The organism is Cutibacterium sp. LaCa_89 (assembly GCF_058177555.1).
The window spans coordinates 1,917,960-1,939,683 of the sequence record NZ_CP190889.1 but is presented as its reverse complement, the minus strand read 5'-3'; the positions used below and the strand labels follow the sequence as shown (position 1 = coordinate 1,939,683).

At 61.9% G+C, this 21,724-nt stretch carries 19 protein-coding genes and 1 riboswitch; of the genes, 10 read left to right on the top strand and 9 right to left on the bottom strand.

Features of this window, described 5'->3' with window-relative positions; all coding sequences use genetic code 11:
• Window positions 1–79 precede the first annotated feature (79 nt).
• From ACP8LP_RS08890 to ACP8LP_RS08870, 5 genes are all read right to left on the bottom strand, one after another.
• Window positions 80–733, bottom strand: a complete 654-nt coding sequence (locus ACP8LP_RS08890; protein ID WP_016666009.1) for a methionine ABC transporter permease — start codon at window positions 731–733, stop codon at window positions 80–82.
• Window positions 733–1,812, bottom strand: a complete 1,080-nt coding sequence (locus ACP8LP_RS08885) for a methionine ABC transporter ATP-binding protein (RefSeq protein ID WP_016666008.1) — start codon at window positions 1,810–1,812, stop codon at window positions 733–735. Before ACP8LP_RS08885 ends, ACP8LP_RS08890 begins: the two co-directional genes overlap by 1 nt.
• A 30-nt stretch (window positions 1,813–1,842) precedes the next feature.
• The gene (locus ACP8LP_RS08880) at window positions 1,843–2,787 is read right to left on the bottom strand and encodes a MetQ/NlpA family ABC transporter substrate-binding protein (protein ID WP_016666007.1); all 945 of its coding nucleotides are present in this window, start codon (window positions 2,785–2,787) and stop codon (window positions 1,843–1,845) included.
• Window positions 2,788–3,128: 341 nt separating this feature from the next.
• A riboswitch (SAM riboswitch) is annotated at window positions 3,129–3,240 on the bottom strand.
• A 125-nt stretch (window positions 3,241–3,365) separates the two neighbouring features.
• On the bottom strand, window positions 3,366–4,364 hold the full coding sequence (locus tag ACP8LP_RS08875; RefSeq protein ID WP_016666005.1) for a sugar phosphate isomerase/epimerase family protein: 999 nt from the start codon (window positions 4,362–4,364) through the stop codon (window positions 3,366–3,368).
• Between the two features lie 31 nt (window positions 4,365–4,395).
• Window positions 4,396–5,598, bottom strand: coding sequence for a Gfo/Idh/MocA family protein (locus tag ACP8LP_RS08870; RefSeq protein ID WP_016666004.1), 1,203 nt, complete (start codon window positions 5,596–5,598; stop codon window positions 4,396–4,398).
• Between the two features lie 192 nt (window positions 5,599–5,790).
• On the opposite strand from ACP8LP_RS08870, the gene ACP8LP_RS08865 reads away from it, so the two are divergent.
• From ACP8LP_RS08865 to ACP8LP_RS08850, 4 genes are all read left to right on the top strand, one after another.
• Complete coding sequence (locus ACP8LP_RS08865) at window positions 5,791–6,831, top strand: LacI family DNA-binding transcriptional regulator (protein ID WP_063279536.1); 1,041 nt, start codon at window positions 5,791–5,793, stop codon at window positions 6,829–6,831.
• 123 nt (window positions 6,832–6,954) lie between these two features.
• The gene (locus ACP8LP_RS08860) at window positions 6,955–7,887 is read left to right on the top strand and encodes a sugar phosphate isomerase/epimerase family protein (protein WP_016666002.1); all 933 of its coding nucleotides are present in this window, start codon (window positions 6,955–6,957) and stop codon (window positions 7,885–7,887) included.
• Between the two features lie 48 nt (window positions 7,888–7,935).
• Window positions 7,936–8,943: a Gfo/Idh/MocA family protein gene (locus ACP8LP_RS08855; RefSeq protein ID WP_484483117.1), complete on the top strand. Its 1,008-nt coding sequence runs from the start codon at window positions 7,936–7,938 to the stop codon at window positions 8,941–8,943.
• 86 nt (window positions 8,944–9,029) lie between these two features.
• Window positions 9,030–9,899: a sugar phosphate isomerase/epimerase family protein gene (locus ACP8LP_RS08850; protein WP_016666000.1), complete on the top strand. Its 870-nt coding sequence runs from the start codon at window positions 9,030–9,032 to the stop codon at window positions 9,897–9,899.
• A 183-nt stretch (window positions 9,900–10,082) separates the two neighbouring features.
• On the opposite strand, the gene ACP8LP_RS08845 is transcribed toward ACP8LP_RS08850, so the two are convergent.
• The 3 genes from ACP8LP_RS08845 to ACP8LP_RS08835 form a co-directional block, all read right to left on the bottom strand.
• Complete coding sequence (locus tag ACP8LP_RS08845) at window positions 10,083–10,811, bottom strand: sulfite exporter TauE/SafE family protein (RefSeq protein ID WP_147612067.1); 729 nt, start codon at window positions 10,809–10,811, stop codon at window positions 10,083–10,085.
• 140 nt (window positions 10,812–10,951) lie between these two features.
• A complete protein-coding gene (locus ACP8LP_RS08840) occupies window positions 10,952–12,028 on the bottom strand; it encodes a transaldolase family protein (protein WP_016665998.1) in 1,077 nt (358 codons plus the stop codon).
• 102 nt (window positions 12,029–12,130) lie between these two features.
• Complete coding sequence (locus ACP8LP_RS08835) at window positions 12,131–12,874, bottom strand: GntR family transcriptional regulator (protein ID WP_016665997.1); 744 nt, start codon at window positions 12,872–12,874, stop codon at window positions 12,131–12,133.
• A 220-nt stretch (window positions 12,875–13,094) separates the two neighbouring features.
• Here ACP8LP_RS08835 and iolC point away from each other — a divergent pair, with 220 nt between their 5' ends.
• Genes iolC through iolD form a run of 4 tightly spaced genes read left to right on the top strand, consistent with a single transcriptional unit; the run spans window position 13,095 to window position 17,735 of the window.
• Window positions 13,095–14,081, top strand: coding sequence for a 5-dehydro-2-deoxygluconokinase (gene iolC, locus ACP8LP_RS08830; protein ID WP_016665996.1), 987 nt, complete (start codon window positions 13,095–13,097; stop codon window positions 14,079–14,081).
• Entirely contained in the window at window positions 14,078–14,965 is an 888-nt protein-coding gene (locus ACP8LP_RS08825; protein ID WP_016665995.1) for a Cgl0159 family (beta/alpha)8-fold protein, read from the top strand. The genes iolC and ACP8LP_RS08825 overlap by 4 nt, the downstream gene beginning before the upstream one ends.
• Entirely contained in the window at window positions 14,962–15,837 is an 876-nt protein-coding gene (iolB, locus tag ACP8LP_RS08820) for a 5-deoxy-glucuronate isomerase (protein ID WP_063279534.1), read from the top strand. Before ACP8LP_RS08825 ends, iolB begins: the two co-directional genes overlap by 4 nt.
• Complete coding sequence (gene iolD / locus ACP8LP_RS08815) at window positions 15,837–17,735, top strand: 3D-(3,5/4)-trihydroxycyclohexane-1,2-dione acylhydrolase (decyclizing) (protein WP_016665993.1); 1,899 nt, start codon at window positions 15,837–15,839, stop codon at window positions 17,733–17,735. Before iolB ends, iolD begins: the two co-directional genes overlap by 1 nt.
• 157 nt (window positions 17,736–17,892) lie before the next feature.
• On the opposite strand, the gene ACP8LP_RS08810 is transcribed toward iolD, so the two are convergent.
• Window positions 17,893–18,129 carry a hypothetical protein gene (locus ACP8LP_RS08810; protein WP_036975449.1) on the bottom strand — a complete coding sequence of 79 codons (237 nt, stop codon included), beginning with the start codon at window positions 18,127–18,129 and terminating at the stop codon, window positions 17,893–17,895.
• A 490-nt stretch (window positions 18,130–18,619) separates the two neighbouring features.
• On the opposite strand from ACP8LP_RS08810, the gene ACP8LP_RS08805 reads away from it, so the two are divergent.
• On the top strand, window positions 18,620–20,113 hold the full coding sequence (locus tag ACP8LP_RS08805; RefSeq protein WP_016665991.1) for a CoA-acylating methylmalonate-semialdehyde dehydrogenase: 1,494 nt from the start codon (window positions 18,620–18,622) through the stop codon (window positions 20,111–20,113).
• A 363-nt stretch (window positions 20,114–20,476) separates the two neighbouring features.
• On the top strand, window positions 20,477–21,688 hold the full coding sequence (locus tag ACP8LP_RS08800) for a Gfo/Idh/MocA family protein (RefSeq protein ID WP_065673822.1): 1,212 nt from the start codon (window positions 20,477–20,479) through the stop codon (window positions 21,686–21,688).
• The last annotated feature ends 36 nt before the right edge of the window (window positions 21,689–21,724 follow it).

The window sequence follows — 21,724 nt, the reverse complement described above, 5'->3', positions numbered from 1 at the left end:
GGTACCGGGCCCCCGAACACCGGCTGCGAGGCAGTCGGCGTCGAGGGCCTGGAAACGTTGTGTCATGACGACTGGTTGATCACCGGCGCAGTGCCCGTCGCGCCAACCAGTTACCCAGGAACTGGGCCAGCTGGACGATGATGATGATCGTCACGACGGCAATGGCCGTCACCGTCCAGTCGTACCGCTGATAACCGTAAGTGATGGCGAACTGACCCAGGCCGCCACCGCCCAGAGCACCGGCGATGGCCGTCATGTCGACGATCGCGATGAGGATGTAGGTGTATCCGAGAATCAGCGGGCCTAGGGCCTCACGGGCCACGACGTCGAAGAGGATCCGCCACGGACCGGCGCCCATGGCGCGCGCAGCCTCGATGACACCGGGCTCGACGGTGACGAGGTTCTGCTCGACGATTCGGGAGATCGCGAAGGTGGCCGCGATGCACAGTGGGAAGGTGGCGGCACGAACGCCGATCGTCGTTCCGACGACCTTGAGTGTCAGTGGAGCGATCGCCGTCATGAAGATGATGAACGGAATCGGCCGGATGATGTTGACGATGACGTTGAGAATGGTGTGGACGACCTTGTTGGCGAGCAGCCCACCGCGCCGGGTGGCGTAGAGCAGGATGCCCAGCACCAGTCCACAGACACCACCGATCACCAGGGTGATCAGGGCCATGAAGAGGGTTTCCCAGATGGACTGCAGATATATCGGACGCAGGTAATCACTCATCAGTGGTCCTCCTGACTGGTGGTCGTGGTGGCAGCCGTGTCGGAGGCGTCGGTCAGGATCCGGGCAGCCTTCTCGACGGCCTCGTCGGAGCCCGACAAGGCCACGGTGTAATTGCCCAGCGAGCCGCCGTGGACCTCGATGACTCCACCATGGACGATCCGGAAGGAAGCCCCGGTCTGGCCGATACGAGCCAGCGCGTCCCCGAAGGCGTCACTGGACACCGAGCTGACGTCGACCAGGCGAGTGCCAGGGTTCTCCGAGCGCAGCCGGGCCTCTTCCTCCCCACTGGGATGCTGACCGATGATCGTCGACAGGAAGCGCTGGGTGGTCTCGGACTGTGGATGGGCGAAGACCTGCCGGGCGCTCCCGGTCTCGACGAGGTGTCCAGCTTCCAGCACCGAGACTTGCTGAGCGATGGAACGGACGACCTCCATCTCGTGGGTGATGACGACAACCGTCACCCCGAGAACCTCGTTGACCCGCTTGAGTAGGGAGAGGACGTCAGCCGTCGTCTCCGGGTCGAGGGCGGAGGTGGATTCGTCAGCCAACAGGATCGACGGCTTGGTGGCCAGCGCCCTGGCGATTCCGACTCGCTGCATCTGTCCGCCGGAGAGCTGGTTGGGATGATCCCATGCCTTGCTCGTCAGCCCGACGAAGCTCAGCAGCTCGGTGACGCGCTCCTTCTCCTGGGCCTTCTTCCAGCGAGCCAGCTTGAGTGGGTAGGCGACGTTGTCGTAGATAGTCCGGGACCCGAACAGGTTGAACTGCTGGAAGATCATCCCGATGTCGGTTCGCAGCGGGCGCATCGCCTTGTCGGAGAGCTGGGAGACGTCGGTGCCGTCAACCAGTACCCGCCCGCTCGTCGGGGATTCCAACCCGTTGATGAGGCGCACCAGGGTGGATTTTCCAGCGCCGGAATGTCCGATGACCGCTGAGATGGAACCTCTCTTGATCGCCAGGCTCACGTCGTCCAAGGCTCGCACCGGCCCGGTACGGGTCTGAAAGTCCTTGGTGACGTGTTCGAAGACGATGTGATCAGGACACTGCGGCGCCGAAGCAGGCGCGACATCTGTTGCCATGGGGAGCCTCGCTGGAAAATCGGATAGGGATCAGGAATTCGACTTCTTGATTTCGGTGGTCAGATCGCCCAAGATCTTGTCGAGATCGGCCTGGGAACGATCAGAAACGACCTTGGCAGTGCCGCCGGACTGCTTGATGATCGACTTCTGAACCTCGGGGTCCGACCACAGCTTGGCAACCTTCTTGTAGGTCTCGTTGTTCTTGTCAGCGGCCTTGGCAGCAATGATGTTGACGTAGGGGTCGGCCGACTTGCCGGTGGCGTTGTCCTTGTAGAGAACCTTGTTGAGATCCAGGCCGGCGTCGGCGGCGAAGTTGTTGTTGATGACCGCGGCATCGACACCGTCGAGGGAGGCAGCCGTCTGGGCGGCGTCAATGGCCTTAACCTTCACCTTGGACTGGTTGGCAATGACGTCGGCAGGGGTCGACAGGGCAGACCCGCCGTTGCGTAGCTTGAGCAGTCCGGCCTTCTGCAGCACGAGAAGGGCACGTCCCTGATTGGTGGCGTCGTTCGGAATGGCAACGGTGACCCCGGCAGGAAGCTGGGAGACCTGCTGGTACTTCTTGGAGTAGATGTTCAACGGGACGACGTAGGTCGCGGAGATCGCGGTGAGGTTGTCGTGGTTCTTGACGTTGTAATCAGCCAGGAAGAGCAGGTGCTGGAAGACGTTGAGGTCGACCTGCCCCTGGGAGAGAGCGACGTTGGGCTGGGTGTAATCGTTGAAGCTGACGACCTCGATGTTGATGCCCTCCGCGGAGGCCTTCTTCTTGAGGACCTTCCAGTAGTCGTTGGCGGCCTCGGTGGTACCAATCTTGACGGTTGTCGTCCCGCCAGCTGCTGAGTCGTCACCCTTGTTCTTGTTCACCGCGAAGATGATGCCGGCGATGAGTGCGACGACGATGACGATGATCGCGACGATGACACCCTTGGAGGGACGGTTGTGGGGCTTGTCGGGGAGTGCTTCGGCGGTGGTCATGGTGATGCTCCTGAAATCTGGTCCGGAAAGGACGACGAATGAGGCTGGGATGGGGCGAGATGGGGGTCGCAGGTCGGACGTGCCGACTCGGTGTCGTGCTCGCGGGCCCGATCATGCTCAATGCACAGAGCTTCTCGCAGGAAGGGTGTGTGGCGAGTATCAGGCCACTGCTCTCGTGGTCCCGCTGGGGTGAACGACGACGTATCCGTTCAGCGGGTGCCGGTCATTCGTGAGGTGCACATCATCATGGCGAACATCTCGACGGCGCACTGGTGGGCGTCCACGAGGTGGCGAAAGACCACTGCCATGATTCCTGCTCCTGTGTTGGGGTGCTTGGGGCACCGTCGCGCTTGTCGTGCCGTCTGGACACGACCAGGTCGTCACACGGGGCACCCTGCTCTCGCGATGGGTTGCCGTCCGGCAAGCCGTGGCTTGACACCGGATCTCAAGACCTTGTCGGCAGGCTATGGGCGTGGAGGTCGCGATGTCAACTCGTGGTGTTCATGTGGTAGGACGAGTCGGGAAAGGTTGATGAAGACATTCCCGTCTCGTCCCCCTCGGACGGTGGTGAGGCCTGCTCACAGGTTGTCGGCAGCCTCCAGGAGATTGTGCGCCGAGATCCTCAGTCCCTCGACATCGCCGTACTCGGCGTCCTCGTGTTCGATGCTGACGTTCATGGTGGCAGTGGCGGTGTGGACGGCTCGCAGGAACCTTGTCCAGTACTCGACATCGTGTCCGAGCCCGAATGCGACGAAACGCCATGCCGGGTCCTCGGGCCATGAGGTGCACCAGTAACCGGGTGCCACGGGGGTCTTGTTCGGCGCTTCGGCGGGGACGTGGCCGAAGTCGGTGTCCAACACACCACGGTATGCGGCTCCAGGCAGAATCGCCGTGTCCTTGGCGTGGACGTGACCGATGAGCTCACCCATGCGCTCCACGATGGCGATGGGATCCATCTGCTGCCAGAACAGGTGGGACGGATCCATGTTGACTCTCAGATTCGTCGCTCCAGTCTCCGAGATGAGCCGCTCGAAACTGGGCACATTGAAGACGAGATTGCGTGGGTGCAGCTCCAGACACACGTTGACGTCGTTGTCGCGAGCCAGCGCATCAATCTCCTTGAAGAACGGGACGGCGACGCTCCACTGGTAGTCGAGGATCTCCATGTCGATCCCGTTCCAAGGATTGACGATCCAGGTGGGGTAGTGGGCGTCGGGGTCGGTTCCAGGTGTGCCAGACATGGTGACGACGTCCTTGATGCCGAGCTTCCCGGCAAGACGGATCGCGTTCCTCAGGTCTTCGGCATGCTTGATTCCTTCCTCGGCAAGTGGGGAGGTCGGATTGCCATTGGCGTTGAGACCGATGATCTTCATCTCCTTTTCGGCGAACAGCCCCAGGTAGTCGTCACGCGCTGTCTGGGAGGAGAGAAGTGAGTCCACCGGGCAGTGGGGGGACGGGATGAATCCGCCCACATTCACCTCGGCACCAGTGAGACCAGTGCTCTTGAGGATGTCGAGTGTCTCCGAAAGGCTGTAGCTGGAGAGACAGGCTGTGTAGGCGCCGTATGCCATCGTCATGGGAGTTCTCCTGTCGTTGAGTGTGGCATGGTCAGTTGTTGAGGTGGGAGACGTCGACACGGGCCCCTCCGCGTGCAGCAGATTCGGCGACTGCCTGGGCTATGAGCATTTCTCGATATCCGTCGGCAAATGTTGCGCAACGAGGGAATGAGTCATCTTCTTCCATTCCTGCGACTTGTTGCAGGAACGCATATGCCTGGTATGTGAACTGCTCGATCTGGGTGCAGCCCACCCCTCCGAAGGCCATGGACGAGCCTCGCTCGAAATAGGGGAAGGTGGGGTTGACGAGCACTTGGCGTGGTCCGGACAACCCGGCCGGGGCGCTGGCGTCGTCGACCATGATCTCGCCGGTGCGCGCCAGGTCCCAGTAGGCGCGACCCCGTGATCCGTGGACGTCGATCATCATGGCGTTGGGCATTCCCCAGGCAATTCGGGACGCCGAGAAGGTGCCCACGGCACCATTGGAGAAGGTTGCGGTGAAGGATGCGACGTCGTCATTGGTCACCGAGGCCATCTCGGCCGAGGCATTGTCCAACGTGGTACCCCGAGTGACATGGCCACGGGCGACCGGACGCTCCTTGATGGCGGTGAGGAAGGTGCCACCTGCCACCGAGACGAGTGGTCCGCAGATGGTTTCGGCAGTGTCGATGAGGTGGGATCCGACGTCCCCCAGGGCCCCCGACCCCATGGGCCCGCTGTAGCGCCAGGCCATCGGAGTGGAGGGGTCGGCGCCGTAGTCGCACCAGTAGCGGGCGTTGATGTGGTGAATCGTGCCCAGATGCCCGGTCTCCACGAGTTTCCTGATTTGTGCCACGGACGCATTGCGACGGTAGGTGAACCCGGTGGAGGTGATGATTTCGGGATGATCCTCCTCGGCCTGGGCCATTGCCTTGGCATTTTCCAAGGTGTCGGCCAGAGGTTTCTCGCACAGGACGTGTTTTCCGGCCCGGATCATGGTTTCGGCGATCTCACGGTGCAGGGCATTGCCGACGACGACGGAGACCATGTCGATGTCGGGATCATCGGCTATCTCATGCCAGTCCGTCACGGCTCGCTGATAGCCGTAGCGTTGTGCTGCGTCCTGGGCGAAGGGTTCGTAGGCGTCGGCGATGGCAGCGAGCCTGACCTTGGGCAGGCCGAGATCGAAGACCGTGCCGACCTGTCGCCACGCATTGGCATGTGTTGTCCCGGCCATTCCGGCGCCGATGACGGCGACCGATAGTGTCTTGTCCACGATGTGTCCTCCTTGACATTGGCGGGGAGCCTCGGTGGAGGCGCTTGTGAGGGTGTCCGTGAGCGTCCATGGAGATCTCAGGATTTGTCCGGACTTATTGGCGGTTTCAGTGAGTGTAGCGCTGGTGCCGGGGTTGAGGAAGGGGGATCAGAAACGTTTTTGTCATCAGGACGTGAGCGAAAGGAAGCAGAAGTGCGCAGTGGGAAGGATGGTGTGACGATCGTCGCGGTGGCCAGAGCGGCCGGTCGATCCATCTCCACGGTGTCTGCTGCCCTCAATGGGGCACCTGGAGTAGCCCCGCAGACCCGCCAGGACATCTTGCGGGTAGCGGCAGAGCTAGGATACCGGCCAAACCCTCGTGCACGTCTCATGCGCGCGTCACACACTGGCCTCATCGGCGTGTCATACCGGCCCGGGCAGGCCTTTCAGGCTGAGCTCGTCGATGCGCTGTATCGGGCAGCTGAGTCCTGTGGGCACGGACTCGATCTCACGGCGTCCACCCCGCGTCATGGTGAGGTCGATGGCATCAGGGCTCTGGTGCGCAACCGCTGTGAGGCCATCATCGTCGTCGACTCTCGTGTGGCGCCCGGTGAGCTCTTGGCTGCTGCTGAGGGGGTGCCTCTTCTGCTGATGTGTCGAGAGCCATGCGCGGGAGCTGATGCGGTGCGCTCCCAGGACGAGGTGGCACTGACTCGGCTGGTCGATGAGATCGTCATGACTGGGCGCCACGATGTGGTCTACGTCGACGGTGGGGAAGCACCGTCGACGCAGTTGCGGGCCAGAGCCTTTCGGGCAGCGATGAGAGCCCACGGGCTGAAGGCGCAGGTCATGAACGGCGGTGAGACGGAGGAAGCGGGTATTCGCGCGGTCTGTGACCTGGCTGAGGGGCCTGGTCTGCCGCAGGCCATGCTCTTCTACAACGATCACGCGGCACTGGGTGGGCTGCTGGAGCTTCGCCGACGCGGGGTACACATCCCCGAGAGGGTTGCCCTGGCTGGGTTCGACGGGATTGCGGCCTCGGCGTTGAGTGCAGTTGGGCTCACGACAGTGCGTCAGGATGTCGATGTCATCGCTGAGGTTTCGGTGCGTCATCTCATTAGTCGGCTGGGTTGCCAGGATGGTGGGGTGCAGATGCCCACGGGTCTCGACGTGCATCGCGCGCAGAGTGCCGGTGGTGGAGTGGTCTACACCGTTCCAGCTCGGGTGATTCGGAGAACGACGACGCAGGGGTGATGGACGTGTTCTCAAAAATGTAAGAACAAATACTGACGAAAACTGGATCGGACATGTATCCTGAAGGTCATCCGAAACGATTCGGATGACCTTCGCGCTGAGTCATTGACCAGAGGAGTGACGATGATGTCCAAAGCGATCAACACTGTTGACCCGAAGTTTTCCCAACTCACCATCGGTGTGTGTCCAGACCAGTGGGGAGTGTGGTTCCCCGACGACCCCGCACAGATGGATCCGCGACAGGCGTGGCAGGAGATGGCCGAGGCCGGGTTCGATGTCGTCGAGACCGGTCCATTTGGTTACTTTCCCACCGATCCCGAGGAACTCCAGAAGTGGTGTGACGACTACGGGATGCGTGTCGTCGCCGGGACCGGCTGGGGAATCCTGCACAAGGAGGAGGCGTGGCCCCAGACGTTGAAGACGTTCCGCGCCATCGCACAGACCCATGCCGCGGTGGGTGCAGAGTACATCGTCCATCTTCCTCCGCTGTACCGTGACGACAAGACGTGGGAGTGGACGGATGAGCGTGTTCTGGACGGTGACACCTGGAAGCTGTACGTCGAACACGCCAATGCGCTGGGCCAGATGCTTCTTGACGAGTACGGCCTCAAGATGGTGCTGCATCCTCACGGAGACTCCCACATCGAGACCCCCGAGGAGATCGCGCGCATCCTCGAGGCGACCGATCCCACCTACGTGAACCTGTGCCTGGATTCCGGGCATGTCGTCTATGGCGGGGGAGACCCCGTCGAGCTGTGCCGGAAGTACCCCGAGCGAATCGGTTACGTGCACATCAAGGCCTTTGACGAGGCCATCACCAAGGAAGCCCACGAGAAGGACTGGCCATTCGGTGAGGCTGTCACCAAGGGGGCATCGGTGTGTCCGCCCGAAGGCCTGCCCGAGATGCATGAGTTCGTCAATGCTCTGGCCGACCTCGACAAGCCGATCTACGCCATCTGTGAGCAGGACTGCTACCCCTGTGACCCCTCCTTCCCCAAGCCCAACGCCATGAAGATGCGTTCGTACCTGGCTGAGTGCGGGCTCGGACTGGCCTGACCGGATTCGACACCTTCCATGTAACTGTTCAGACGGAGGACAAGGACGATGACAGTACGAATTGGACTCATCGGTGCCGGTGGGATGGGACGTGCCCATCTGGCTCGTATCCACGACGATCTCGCAGGTGCACAGGTCGTGGCAGTGACCGACGTGGTCAACGATGCCGTGCGCTGCGCAGCGGAACCCTGTGGTGCCAAGGTGTGTGACAACTCCAGTGACCTCATCAATGATCCCGAGGTTGACGCCATCGTCATCGCGACCTTCGGCAAGGTGCATGCCCCCGATGTCCTGAAATGCATCGAGGCTGGCAAGTACGTCCTGTGTGAGAAACCCCTGGCAACCACGGCACAGGACTGCCTCGACATCATGGCGGCGGAGGGGAAGGCCGGCAAGAAGCTCGTCACCGTGGGCTTCATGCGTCGGTTCGACTCCGCCTACAACGAGATGAAGACGATTCTGGACAGGGGAGCCAACGGAGAGGCGCTCTTGGTGCACAACCGGCACCGCAACCCCAGCGTCCCGGAATCGTACACCTCGCGAATGGCCATCGATGACACCGCGATCCATGAGATCGACACCATGCGGTGGTTGCTGGGTGAGGAGATCACCGAGGTCCGAATCGATCGACCGAAGCTCACCCAGCGTCGATTCGACCATCTCATCGATCCTGTGGTCGTCGTCATGCGCACCGAGTCCGGCGTGCTCATCGACGATGAGGTCAATGTCAACCTGGAGTACGGGTACTCCATCGAGTGTGAGCTCGTCATGGAGAACGCTGCGGTGCGACTGGGCGATCAGGAGAAGATCCACATTCGTGACATCCACGGCGATCGGAACGCCATGTGTCAGTCGCACATCGACCGGTTCCAGGGCGCATTCAATGCGGAAGTCCAGTCGTGGATCAATGCCGTTGCCGTTGATGAGCACACTGGCTCCACAACATGGGATGGATATGCGGCGACGGCCGTCGTCGAAGCTGCGGTGGAATCCTTGGACAATGACGGTCGGACCGTGACCGTCGACCTCGTCGAACGTCCCAGTCTGTATCGCTGATTTGTATGTGACCCGTGGCCTTGACACATCCAGGAGGCGTGACAGTCGCCTCGTGGTGACGAGGCCAGGGTCGGAGAGGAACACCCATGGTGGACATTGCCCTTGATCCCAACATGTACTACATGACGATGTCGACTCCGGACACGTTGCGAAAGGCACGTGAACTGGGCTTCGACTTCGTGGAACTGTCACCCAACAACGAGCTGCACCTGTGGCATCACTATCCCAAGGCCGATCGCGCATTCCTTGACGAGATTCTTCGTGCCGAGAATCAGACCGGGGTGAAGGTACGTACCCTCAACCCGGTGTTCAACTGGTCCTCCCCCGACGAGGCCGAGCGCCGGGCCCAGGTGCGCAACTGGCGTCGTCTTCTCGAGATCGCCGACTATCTCGACGTGCGCGACATCGTCTCGGAGTTCTCTGGTGATCGCAATCGGGCCAGCCGATCGGAACAGCAGTGGTACCGATCGATGGAGGAGTTGATCCCTGATTTCGAGAAGTACGGTGTCCGACTCGCCATGGAGGCCCATCCGTACGATTTCGTCGAGCTCCATGACCGGGCGTTGGAACTCGTCCGGTCCATCGACAAGGACTGGGTCGGCTACGAGTACTGCTGCCCGCACACCTTCCACCTGTCGGATGGGGCCGGAGACGTGTCCCGGATGATTCGTACTGCTGCTCAGGCCGGAAAGCTGCGTGAGGTCCACGTCGCAGATGGTTTCAACCACCGCGCCAATGATGGCAACAGGTACATCATCAATCCCCCCGGTGCCGACGTCACCGTGCACCAGCACAATGCCATCGGGCAGGGCGAGGTGCCGTGGGAACAAGTTTTCTCGACGCTGCGCGAGGTGAAGTTCGATGGCGTGCTGAGTGTGTGCGTCTTCGGCTGGCATGAGTACGCAGACGACTACAACCGCGCGGTCCTGAAACGGTTGAAGGACGAACTTGGTTGAGAGGGTTCGACAACTCTGCTGATGTGGTGCTTGTGGGGGAGGGCAACCTTCCTGGAAGCACCACACCCTTGCGGTGCGGTACGGGGAACGACGTGGTCCGGGTGTCGATCCCGGGCGCGCCGTGACGCTGTTGTTGAGTGTGATCGGTTCTGCGTCGGTGCGTTGCCTCGAGAGCCGCATGTCTCACATCAGCAGGTAGAGGGCAGAGATGATCGTCAGAACCGTGACGATCGGCGTGAAGACTTTGTCGGTCATCCTCCTGGCAAGAGCGCGTCCTGCACACCCGGAGCCGATGACGACGGGGGCCAGAATGGCATCGATCATCAGCGTCCCCGGCTGAATGATTCCCAGACCGATGGAGAACGGCACCTTGATGACGTTGACCAGGAAGAAGAACCATGCCGTGGTGCCCAGAAAGGTGGACACGGGGAAGCGAGATGCCAGGAAGTACATGCTGGTGACCGGCCCACCGGCATTGGCAGCCATGGTTGTGAACCCAGCGAGAGTGCCGTACGTGGCTCTGCCAATCCGGCCCTGCACCTCGGGCGGGTGAGGGAGTCGCATGAGGACGAGCGTGGCGGCGATGAGGACGAGCAACAGACTGCCGATGAACACCTTCGTCATGGAGTCCGAGGCGAATCTCAGGAAGACGGCGCCGAGGACGATCCCCATCAGCACTCCGGGGACGAGCCGACGCAAGGTGTCCCAGTCCGCATCGTGACGGTACGTCCAGACGGCAAGGACGTCGCCGACGAGCAGCAGCACGAGCATGGTTCCGGTGGACGCCCTTGCGGGAAGCACGGCAGCGAACAGTGCGACGGCAAGGGTCGCTGCGCCTGGAAGAGCCGTCTTCGAGACGCCGATGCAGATCGCGGCTGTCGTGAGGAGGAACCAGTCAAGGAGAGACATCATTGTCAGCACGAATAAGGTCCATCTCTTGGTGTCGCACGGCAAGGTGCGATTGTCGATCGTGTGAGGTCTCAGGGGGATACAGGTGGGCCTACCGTGGGAACGTCACGGTAGGCCCACCTGTGCTCTGGTGATCAGTGGGGTCAGGGAGCTGCAATGAGTACGTCACGTACCAAGGCGTCGAGGTCGGCGTCAGCCTGGAGGAACTGGCGGAGGGTCTTGCGGGTGGCGCCGAAGTCGTCGAACTCCTCGATCGTCATTCCATCCGGGTCATAGGCACGCACGAACTCCGGCATCTGCATGAGGGCGTCAAGACGCTCTGCAGCAACCGGCTCGTCAATGCGGGCAACGGCCTTGTAGTCGGAGTCGTTGATGCGCTTCTGCCACTTGAACGGAGGGGAGACGACGAGGTCGCCGCCGACCAGCTCGGACCACTGGAGGACGTTGCGGAACGCGGCGCACAGCACCCGGGAGTGGAATCCGCGCTCGGTGAAGATGCGGTGGGCGCGCTTGATCGCTGCGATACCGGCCCACTCCAGGTGCCCGGGGTCGATGAAGAGGCGGTCGCGTTCGGCAACTGTCTTGAGCCAGTCGTCGAGTCGCCCGGCCATGATCGTGACGACCGGCCCCATCTCGTCAATGGGCTTGCCCTCGTCCACGCGACGCTGCAGCCCGCGCTCAATGGCCTCGGCGGAACGCACTGCCTGGGCAACGGTGAACGACACCGTCACGTTGACCGAGACGCCACGGTAAGTGGCCTCTTCGATGGCCTTGATGCCCACCGAGGTGCAGGGGATCTTCACGATGATGTTCGGTGCAAGGTTGCTGAACTCCTCGGCCTGGTCCGCCAGTGCCTCGGCATCACGGTGCAGGCGCGGATCGGTCTGGATGGAGAGGCGGCCATTGCGGCCCTTGTGTTCGATGAAGATGGGTTCCAAGAGTTGTGCGGCCTCGACCGACATGTCCTTGATGGCCTGCCACCCAATGTGGGACTCTCCCCAGGTGGGATTGTTCTCGGCGATGACGCGGATGCGGTCCTCCCAGACATCTGGGTGCTTCCTGATCGTCGTGTAACCGATGACGGGGTTGCAGGTGGCGCCGACGCCGCCATACGCGATGGATTGACGAAGTTCATCCAGGTCGGCCGAGTCGTTCCACAGCGCAGTGGGCGTTGTGCGGGAAGCGTCAAGGAGTGGACCGGGGGTGTACTCGATGCTCATGGCAGCTCCTGTGCGAGATCTTGTCGGCGCGTCGTCGTCGCCGAGTCCATGAGTACAGTGAACACCCCAGGCATTGTCCTGTCAAATGAGCGTGCCGGTGGATCAAGCGTACACCGTGTTCTCGTAGGAGTAGATGGATGCGCGGTACACGTGCTGGCCAAACTCGATGACACGGTTGGAGTCGTCGCATGCCGTGCGCTGCATCGTCAGCAGCGCGGCGCCAGGTGGTTCGTTGAGCAGGCGTGCCTCATCGGATGTGGCGAGTCGGGCGCTGAATTTCTGGTGTCCCACGGCAACGACGACACCCCTGTTGCGCAGATGGTCATACAGGCCAGTGTCCGCGAGCTCGTCTGCGCTGGGGGCGAGGTCCACCGGCATCCAGTTCGTCAGGATCGCGAGAGGCTCGTCGCGTGACATGCGCAGTCGACGGAAATGGGCCACCTGGGAGTCGTTGGGCAGTCCGAGCGCTGCGGCTATGGCAGGTGGAGCTGCTTCCACGTTCCAGTCGAGCACGCTGGTACGTGGAGTCTGACCAGAGGCCTGCAGGTCGTCGTAAAGGCTTGTGAGGTTCATGGAGCGGTGCACCCGAGTGGGGGTCACCTGGGTGCCTACGCCGCGTCGGCGGATGACGAGTCCTCGTTGGGTGAGGGTCTCGAAGGCCCGCCGTGCCGTGGGGCGCGACACGTGCAGACGGGCAGCCATAGACACCTCGTCCTCGATGCGGGTGCCGGGGGCGAGTTCCCCGGATTCGATGAGCCTTGCCAAGGGTTCGGCGATCTGGCTGTGGAGCGGCTCCGAGCTTGACCTGTCAATGATGATGTCAGCGATGTAGGTCTCGTTCTCCACTGCCGTTCCTCGTTCATGGGTGTGTCGGTATGCGTTCAACTGGGGTAATGCGCCGGGTGGTGCTGTGAACGTTCGTCCTGGGCGATTCTACGGATGTGATGGTCCATGTGCTGCCCATCCTGCTGATGGCGTATCGGACGCCGATCTTATTTGTATTGACATAGTGCCTTCGGCTGGTAGGATGCGAGACGTCCGGCATCCTCGATGAAGTGGAGTGGTCATGGTATCCAGTCGGCGTGATCTCGATGTGCTCACGATGGGGCGTATCGGTGTCGACATCTATCCCCTGCAGTACGGAGTGGGGTTGGAGGACGTCACCTCGTTCGGCAAGTTCCTTGGTGGCAGCCCGACCAACGTCGCCGTTGCTGCAGCCAGGCTTCGTCATTCCGCAGCTGTGGTCACAGCAGTGGGCAACGATCCATTCGGCCGATTCTGCCGACGTGAGATGGCTCGGCTTGGCGTCTACGACGACTACGTGCTCGTCGATGACGACCTTCCCACCCCGGTGACATTTTGCGAGATCTTCCCGCCGGACGACTTCCCGCTGTACTTCTATCGACGCCCCACCGCTCCGGATCTGGGGATCACTCCGGATGACATACCCGAGGAGGCTGTGCAGAATGCTCGGGTCCTGTGGCTGTCGGTGACTGGTCTGTGTCAGCAGACTTCCCGGGATGCACATCGCCGTGCCCTGGAGATCAGGGGCAGGACGGAGCACACGATTCTCGACCTGGACTACCGTCCCATGTTCTGGGAGTCCAAGGAGGAGGCCCATGAGGCAGTCTCGGAGATCCTGCCGCAGGTGACGGTCGCGGTTGGCAATCGCGAGGAGTGCGAGGTGGCCGTGGGTGAGACGGACCCCGATCGAGCCGCCCGTGCACTGCTGGACGCTGGGGTTCAGCTCGCCGTCGTCAAGCAGGGGCCCAAGGGTACCTTGGCCATGACTCGTGATGAGCGGGTGGAGGTCGCCCCCACTCCGATCGATGTCACCAATGGGCTTGGAGCCGGGGATTCCTTCGGTGGCAGCCTGTGTCATGGTCTGCTGGAGGGATGGAGCCTGACCGAGACGATCCAGGCGGCGTCGGCTGCGGGTGCCTTGGTGGCCACTCGGTTGGAGTGCTCCACCGCCATGCCCTCGGAGCCGGAACTGTTTGCGATGATGGCGGACCATCCGGATGTCGCCGTCAAGGAGGAACATCTGTCATGACAGGTACACCACTCATCGACAAGCTGGTGGATCTTCGACTCTCCGACGCGGTGGGATTTGCGGCTCGGATCAGGCAACGTCCGCGGGCCACGTGGTCTCCCACCGACCCGCTCATGATCGTCGCAGCTGATCATCCCGCCCGTGGTGCGCTCGCCGCCGGTGGTCAGCTTGATGCCATGGCAGATCGGGAGCAACTCCTCGAGCGGTGCGTCACCGCCCTGGGACGTCCCGGGGTCAATGGGTTCTTGGGAACCGCTGACATGGTCGCCGATCTGGCCAACCTTGGTGCGCTGGACGGCAAGGTCGTCTTTGGATCCATGAACCGAGGTGGATTCGCTGGTGCGTCCTTCGAACTCGATGACCGGATGACCGGCTACGACGTCAACGGCGTCGTCACTGATGACCTTGCCGGGGGCAAGATGTTGTTGAGGTTCGACCTGTCCGATCCGGGAACGGTCCAGACGGTGCAGACGTGCGCTGAGAACGTGACTGCCTTGGCCAGGGCGCGGCGAATCGCCATGGTGGAGCCATTCATCTGTCACCGTACTGCCGACGGTAGGGTCGTCAACGACCTCTCGACCGACGCAGTCGTCAAGTCGGTGGCCATGGCTTCAGGGCTTGGTGCAGATACGTCGTGGACCTGGCTCAAGCTGCCAGCGGTCGATGACATGGAGAAGGTGGCGTGTGCCACGTCGTTGCCCATCCTCCTGCTCGGGGGAGAGGTGAGTGAGGACCCCGAGTCGACTCGGCGTCGCTGGGCCAGGGCGCTCGCCCCACGCAACGTCCGCGGACTCGTCCTGGGACGTTCTGTCCTCTACCCGCCGGACTCAGACGTGGCAGCTGCCATTGACAACGCTGTTCAACTGTTGGGAGCACAAGCATGACTGAACTGGTTCTTCGATCTGGGAGCACGGGCTCGGGTTCCTGTGACGTTGACGTCACCCCTGAGCGAGCTGGATGGACATACTCCGGTCTCACCGTTGCGAAGCTCGCGGAGGGCGAGACCCTCGAGCTGGACACCAACGGCCATGAGTACCTGGTCCTGCCTCTGGAAGGGGCGTTCGCCGTGCAGGTCGGTGACGTGCACGCTGATCTTGCCGGGCGCAGCACCATCTGGGGTGAGGTGACTGACTACGTCTTCGTGCCCCGTCACAGCACAATCAGCATCACTGCGCTCGGCGATGGACGAGTGGCGCTGCCACATGCCCTTGCCGACGAGGACCTCGAGCCCAGGTACTGTCCGGCGGAAGAAGTACGTGTCGAGCTGCGTGGGGCAGGCAACTGCTCGCGACAGGTGGTGAACTATGCTGTTGCCAACCCGGTGCGCACGTCCCGGTTGCTGGCCTGTGAGGTTCTCACCCCAGGTGGCAACTGGTCGTCCTACCCTCCGCACAAACATGACGAGGAGTCGGAGGTCGAGCGCGAGCTCGAGGAGATCTACTATTTCGAGATCCGTGGCGACGAGCACGGTCCGGGAATGGCCTTCCATGGAACCTACGGGACGCCCGAGCGCCCGATCCATGTGGCAGAGATGATCGCCAATGGCGATGTGGCCCTGGTGCCGCACGGTTGGCACGGGCCGTGTGCGGCTGCTCCCGGGTACGACCTGTACTACCTCAACGTCATGGCTGGGCCCGGGAAGGCCGAGTGGAAGTCAGTCGACGACCCGCACTACGGGTGGATCCGCCAGACGTGGGAGAACCAGGGAATTGATCCCCGTCTGCCGATGGCAGTGGACGACACGAAGGAGCGATGATGATTGAACAGACTGTGAGGCTCAGCGTCGGGCAAGCCATCGTGCGGTACCTGACGCACCAGTACACGGAGCGTGACGGAGTCGAGCATCGCTTCATCCCTGGGGTCTTCGGGATCTTTGGTCATGGGAACGTCACTGGTCTGGGGCAGGCCCTCCTCCAGAACGAGGTGGATCCCGTTGATGAGGAAGGGCATCTTGACTACTGGATGGGCCGTAACGAACAAGGCATGGTTCACGCCTGCTCGGCCTTTGCCCGTGCCACCAACCGGTTGCAGGCATTGGCTGCCACGGCGTCCGTCGGTCCCGGCTCCCTCAACATGGTCACTGGTGCGGCCCTGGCCACCACCAACCGGGTGCCGGTTCTGCTCTTTCCGGCGGACATCTTCGCTAACCGTGCGCCCGATCCCGTGCTGCAACAGTTGGAGGACCCCACCAATCCCGACGTGTCATGCAATGATGCGTTCCGTTCCGTCTCGAAGTTCTGGGATCGGGTGAATCGCCCGGATCAGCTCATGGTGTCACTACCGCGCGCGATGCGGGTGCTCACCGACCCCGTGGACACCGGCGCCGCTGTCATCTGCCTGCCCGAGGACGTGCAGACCGAGGTCTACGACTGGCCGGTGTCCTTCTTCGCCAAGAAGGTCTGGCACATTGACCGGAGGGTCCCCGACCGTGCCGCCGTCGCCCGGGCGGTGGAGGCGATTCGTGGTGCACGACGCCCACTCATCATCTCTGGTGGAGGCACGATCTACTCCGAGGCATCCCAGGAACTGCGTGATTTCGCGTCGGCCACCGGTATTCCGGTCGCCGACACCCAGGCTGGAAAGGGTGCCATCAACTGGGATCATCCGTGTGCAGTGGGCGGTGTTGGGGCGACCGGTTCCGACTCGGCCAATGCGTTGGCTGCCCAGGCCGACCTCATCATCGGTATCGGCACCCGGTACTCCGATTTCACCACTGGTTCGCAGACAGCCTTCAGAAACCCGGACGTGAACTTCGTCAATGTCAATGTGGGATCCTTCGACGCAGCCAAACAAGGTGCCCAGATGCTGCTGGCAGACGCTCGAGAGGCTCTGATGGTGCTGTCGGATGAGCTCGCGGACTACCACGTTCCCCAGGAATGGAGCGATCTCGCCGTCAAGGAGGCCAATGCTTGGGCCAAGGTGACCGATCGGTGCTACCACCTGGACCACGGTCCATTGCCGGCGCAGACCGAGGTGTTCGGGGCTCTCAATGAACTCATGGGTGACGATGACGTGATCATCAATGCCGCAGGGTCGATGCCTGGTGACCTGCAGTGTCTGTGGCGCGCCAGCACTCCCGTGCAGTACCACGTCGAGTACGCGTTCTCATGTATGGGTTATGAGATTCCGGCGGCCTTGGGCGTCAAGATGGCACGGCCGGACTCCGAGGTCGTGGCCATCGTGGGTGACGGCACCTACCAGATGCTCCCGATGGAGTTGGCGACGATCGTCCAGGAGGGGGCGAAGGTCATCCTCGTGCTGCTCCAGAACCATGGTTTCGCATCGATCGGTGCGCTCTCCGAGTCCCACGGATCTCAGCGATTCGGCACGAAGTATCGGCAGCACGACGGTGGTCAGGGACACGTCGTCGGGGACGATGCCCTGCTGCCTCTCGACATTGCGGCCAATGCTCGTTCGTGGGGGGTGAACGTCTTGAAGGTCCACACCATTGACGAGTTCAAGGAGGCATATCGCCAGGCCGAGGCATCTGATCGTGCCACGATGATCCACATTGAGACCGACTTGTACGGACCCAACCCGCCTGCCTCGGGTTGGTGGGACGTCCCGGTGCCTGCGCAGTCGCGGTTGGAGTCGACGCAGCGAGCCCACGCCGAGTACGTCGAACAGGTTGCCGCACAGCGCAGGTTCTTCTGACTGGCTCGCAGGCCGGTGCCGCAACGACTGACGGCGTGAGACATGTGGAGGGGATCCCCGCTCAGGCGGGGGATCCCCTCAGTGTTGTGGTCCCTCACCGTCCGTGCACCACGTGTCACCTCGTGATCGTCACGACCTGGACTGGGGCCGAGTGCGTTCAGGCGTTGTCGAAGAAATGCATCAGGCTCAACGCGATTGACGCGGTGGCGGTCAAGAGGCCGGAGACGATGGTCAGGTATGGAGCATCGCTGACGAGCCCTGCGATTGCCAGGGCGAAGAGGACCAGTGCTGCCAGGATGAAACGGAGCAGAGTGACTGCGTGATGCTGCATGCCCGATCTCGCGCTGGCCAAGGGGTTCAGGGTGATTCCAGATTCGACATGGCTGTAGGTCATGTGCGGTGTCTTAACTTCCTCTCGGACGCCGAGACACGGCTGCACGGCCGCGCTCGGCACGGCCGTGTGCACGCCCGAAGAGTGCTTCGGGCGGGTGGGCTGGCACCCACCGGAGCCCATGTTAACACAATTGACCGTGAGCCTGCACCGATTGCGGTCGTGAGCTTGACGCAGTCCCATTGACTCCCGAGGGACTCCCTCGACGATGTGGAGCCAGCCGGAGGCCCCGGGTCGGGTCGAACTGTGGTCTCCCACCGGTCACACCTCCTGGTTTTGAAGGGTGCGTCAACGGCGACCTGTTGGAGGGTGTCGCAGGCCCAGCCCTTGTCCTGACTGGCGCACATGCCTCCGGACGGACAGCACAAGAAGTGGGATCTGTCTGAATGGTGATATTTGTTAGTACAAATAGCGCTTGATGGGCTATCCTGAAGATGTTGGTCACACAGCTGGCCAACACCGACGTCCATCGACAACGAAGGAGTTCTCGAGCATGAAGACCATCAAGCACTGGGTCGGCGGTGAATACTACGAGGGATCCCCGCTGGGTGTGATTCCCGTTGAGAACCCTGCGACTGGTGAGGTGACCGCAGAACTGCTGCAGGCGTCCAAGGAGGATCTGGACCACACCGTCGAGGTGGCACGCGAGGCGCAGAAGGAGTGGGCGAGCTACTCGCTGTCGAAACGAGTGGCCATCATGTTCCGGATGCGTCAGCTCGTTCTCGATCATCAGGACGAGATGGCACGGCTCATCGTCAAGGAGCATGGCAAGAACTATTCCGACGCCATCGGTGAGATCCAGCGTGGCCGGGAAACCCTTGACTTCGCGACCGCCATCAACGTGGCTCTCAAGGGCGAGTACTCCCACGACGTGTCCACCGGGGTCGACATCCACACCACCCGCCAGCCGGTCGGTGTCGTCGCAGGTATCTGCCCGTTCAACTTTCCGGCCATGGTCCCGATGTGGATGCATCCGCTGGCCATTGCGACCGGAAACGCCTTCATCCTCAAGCCGGCCTCACCCACACCGTCGGCATCGCTTCTCACGGCAGAGCTGTACAAGGAGGCTGGACTTCCCGACGGTGTGTTCAACGTGCTCTCGGGCGATCGTCGCAGTGTCCAGGACATCTTGGTCCACCCGGGTATTGATGCCATCTCCTTCGTTGGTTCGACCCCAGTGGCTCACATCGTCCAAGACACCGGCGTGAGCCATGGCAAGCGCGTCCAGGCTCTCGGCGGTGCGAACAACCATGCCATCGTCATGCCCGACAGCGATCTTGACTTCGCTGCCCAGCACATCTCCGCATCTGCCTTCGGTGCCGCCGGTGAGCGTTGCATGGCTCTTCCCGTGGTCGTCGCCGTGGGAGGTTGTGGCCCGAAACTGGCTGAGAAGGTCAAGAAGCATGCCGAAGCCATCAAGGTCGGCGAAGGCATGGGTCACGGTGTTGAGATGGGGCCGGTCATCTCTGCCAAGGCCAAGAACCGTATCGTCGGCCTCATTGATGACGCGCAGGAGCGCGGCTCGAAGGTCGTCCTCGACGGTCGTGGCCTCACCGTCCCCGGTTACGAGAATGGTCACTTCCTTGGACCGACCATCCTTGACGATGTTCCCCTGGACGCCCCGGTCTACACCGAGGAGGTCTTCGGTCCGGTGCTCGCCATTGTTCACGCCGACACCTACGAAGAAGCCCTCAAGATCGTCAATGACCAGCCCTTCGGCAACGGTTCGGCAATCTTCACCAATGACGGAGGTGTGGCCCGTCGCTTCACCCTCGATGTGGAGGCGGGCATGGTCGGTGTCAATGTACCGATCCCGACCCCTGTCGCGTTCTACTCCTTCGGTGGGTGGAAGGAGTCGCTCCTGGGTGACACCCACATTCATGGTCCCGAGGGTGTCACCTTCTACACCCGTGCCAAGGCCATCACCGAGCGGTGGCCAACGGAGAAGACCTACGCGGCGACCATGTCGTTCCAGCGTGACGAGTGAGGTCCGAGCACAACAGCCTCGGGCGCCGTTGATCGTGCAGTCGTGTCCGTGATGCTGATGGCAGTGGGGTGGAGTGCGCATGTCGTGCTCCACCCCACTGTGTTCACTCAGCTGTCGAGGTTCCCTGCTCATGGGTGTTTTCGAGGCAGTGGTCGTTCTTCGTGCGTGGCTGTCGGGAAGGGATGAATGGTGCGATGCAGGCCTGTTGCCGTATCGGAGTGATCATGACGGGAGCTTGCTCGAGATGAGTGACACTGAATGCCGGGGGCACTGGACATGTGTGTTCGGCGTGCTATCCTTTTGACAGGACATATGCACGGGGTGGTGCACATGTCATTCGGCTACCCAAGCCGATGGTGATTCATGGGGGTCATGATGAAACGTAACCGAACCCTTGGCGTGGGTCTTGTCTCGCTGGGTTGGATGGGCAGATTGCACACCCGCGCCTACAAGTCGCTCGCAGAGAAGTTCCCAGAAATCGATGCAGGCGTTCGACTCGTGTCATGTTGCGATCTGCTGGAGGAGAACAGACAACAGGCTGTGGATCGCCTGGGATTCTCCACCGCGGTCGATGACTATCATGACGTGATCGAGAACTCCGAGGTTGATGTCGTCTCGATCTGTGCACCGAATTTCCTGCACCGTGACATTGCTCTTGCGGCAGCAGAGGCGGGAAAACCATTCTGGATCGAGAAGCCGATGGGGATCAGCGCAGCACAGTCCCGACAGATCGCCGAGGCGGCTGAGGACAAGGAGCTGGTGACCTCGGTCGGGTTCAACTACCGCCACACCCCCGCGGTCGAGTTCGCGCGCCAGCTCATCGCCGACGGTCGACTCGGCACGGTGACGAACGCCAGGGTTTGGCTCATCGCCGACTATGCCTCGGACCCCCGCGGACCGCTCACATGGCGCTACGACAGGCAGAGAGCCGGTGCCGGTGTCATCCTCGACCTCATGGGTCACGGCGAGGACCTCGTCCAGTACCTGCTCAAGAAGCGGATCACCGAAGTCTCGGCCATCTCCGACACATTCATCCGGCAACGTCCCAAGCCACTCAAGGAAGGTGTCGGACATACCGGGTGGGTTGTCTCCGACGAACTCGGGCCGGTTGGCAACGAGGACTACTGCGCTGTCATGGCACGTATGGAGGATGGGGTGACGTGTACCTTGGAGTCCAGTCGAGTCAGTGTCGGACCGCGTGCGGAATACATCATTGAGGTCTACGGGACCGAGGGGTCGATCCGATGGAACTTCGAGGACCTCAATCACCTGCAGGTCTGTCTGGGACGCGACAATGGCGCTCTCCAGGGATACATCAACTGCATGGCAGGACCTGATTATCCTGAGTTCCTGCGCTTCCAGCCCGGAGCCGGGACATCCATGGGCTTTGACGACATGAAGGTCGTCGAAGCTGCGAAGTTCGTCCGAGGTGTTCTGGACGGACAGCAGTATGGTCCATCCGTTGCCGACGGTTGGGCCTCGGCGGAGATCAACGACGCGATCATCGCGTCCTGTGCCGACCGTGCCTGGCACGACGTGGAGCCGGTGTCGGGAAGAACCACATTCGACAAGTGACCGCGTCATCGCGTGTCTCCGAGAAGGCTTGGCATC

What these genes read in the sequence shown, in the direction of transcription:
- ACP8LP_RS08890 (WP_016666009.1), bottom strand. Translation starts at nt 733, where the DNA reads ATGAGTGATTACCTGCGTCCGATATATCTGCAGTCCATCTGGGAAACC.
- ACP8LP_RS08885 (WP_016666008.1), bottom strand. Translation starts at nt 1,812, where the DNA reads ATGGCAACAGATGTCGCGCCTGCTTCGGCGCCGCAGTGTCCTGATCAC.
- ACP8LP_RS08880 (WP_016666007.1), bottom strand. Translation starts at nt 2,787, where the DNA reads ATGACCACCGCCGAAGCACTCCCCGACAAGCCCCACAACCGTCCCTCC.
- ACP8LP_RS08875 (WP_016666005.1), bottom strand. Translation starts at nt 4,364, where the DNA reads ATGACGATGGCATACGGCGCCTACACAGCCTGTCTCTCCAGCTACAGC.
- ACP8LP_RS08860 (WP_016666002.1), top strand. Translation starts at nt 6,955, where the DNA reads ATGATGTCCAAAGCGATCAACACTGTTGACCCGAAGTTTTCCCAACTC.
- ACP8LP_RS08855 (WP_484483117.1), top strand. Translation starts at nt 7,936, where the DNA reads ATGACAGTACGAATTGGACTCATCGGTGCCGGTGGGATGGGACGTGCC.
- ACP8LP_RS08850 (WP_016666000.1), top strand. Translation starts at nt 9,030, where the DNA reads ATGGTGGACATTGCCCTTGATCCCAACATGTACTACATGACGATGTCG.
- ACP8LP_RS08845 (WP_147612067.1), bottom strand. Translation starts at nt 10,811, where the DNA reads ATGATGTCTCTCCTTGACTGGTTCCTCCTCACGACAGCCGCGATCTGC.
- ACP8LP_RS08840 (WP_016665998.1), bottom strand. Translation starts at nt 12,028, where the DNA reads ATGAGCATCGAGTACACCCCCGGTCCACTCCTTGACGCTTCCCGCACA.
- iolC (WP_016665996.1), top strand. Translation starts at nt 13,095, where the DNA reads ATGGTATCCAGTCGGCGTGATCTCGATGTGCTCACGATGGGGCGTATC.
- ACP8LP_RS08825 (WP_016665995.1), top strand. Translation starts at nt 14,078, where the DNA reads ATGACAGGTACACCACTCATCGACAAGCTGGTGGATCTTCGACTCTCC.
- iolB (WP_063279534.1), top strand. Translation starts at nt 14,962, where the DNA reads ATGACTGAACTGGTTCTTCGATCTGGGAGCACGGGCTCGGGTTCCTGT.
- iolD (WP_016665993.1), top strand. Translation starts at nt 15,837, where the DNA reads ATGATTGAACAGACTGTGAGGCTCAGCGTCGGGCAAGCCATCGTGCGG.
- ACP8LP_RS08810 (WP_036975449.1), bottom strand. Translation starts at nt 18,129, where the DNA reads ATGACCTACAGCCATGTCGAATCTGGAATCACCCTGAACCCCTTGGCC.
- ACP8LP_RS08805 (WP_016665991.1), top strand. Translation starts at nt 18,620, where the DNA reads ATGAAGACCATCAAGCACTGGGTCGGCGGTGAATACTACGAGGGATCC.
- ACP8LP_RS08800 (WP_065673822.1), top strand. Translation starts at nt 20,477, where the DNA reads ATGGGGGTCATGATGAAACGTAACCGAACCCTTGGCGTGGGTCTTGTC.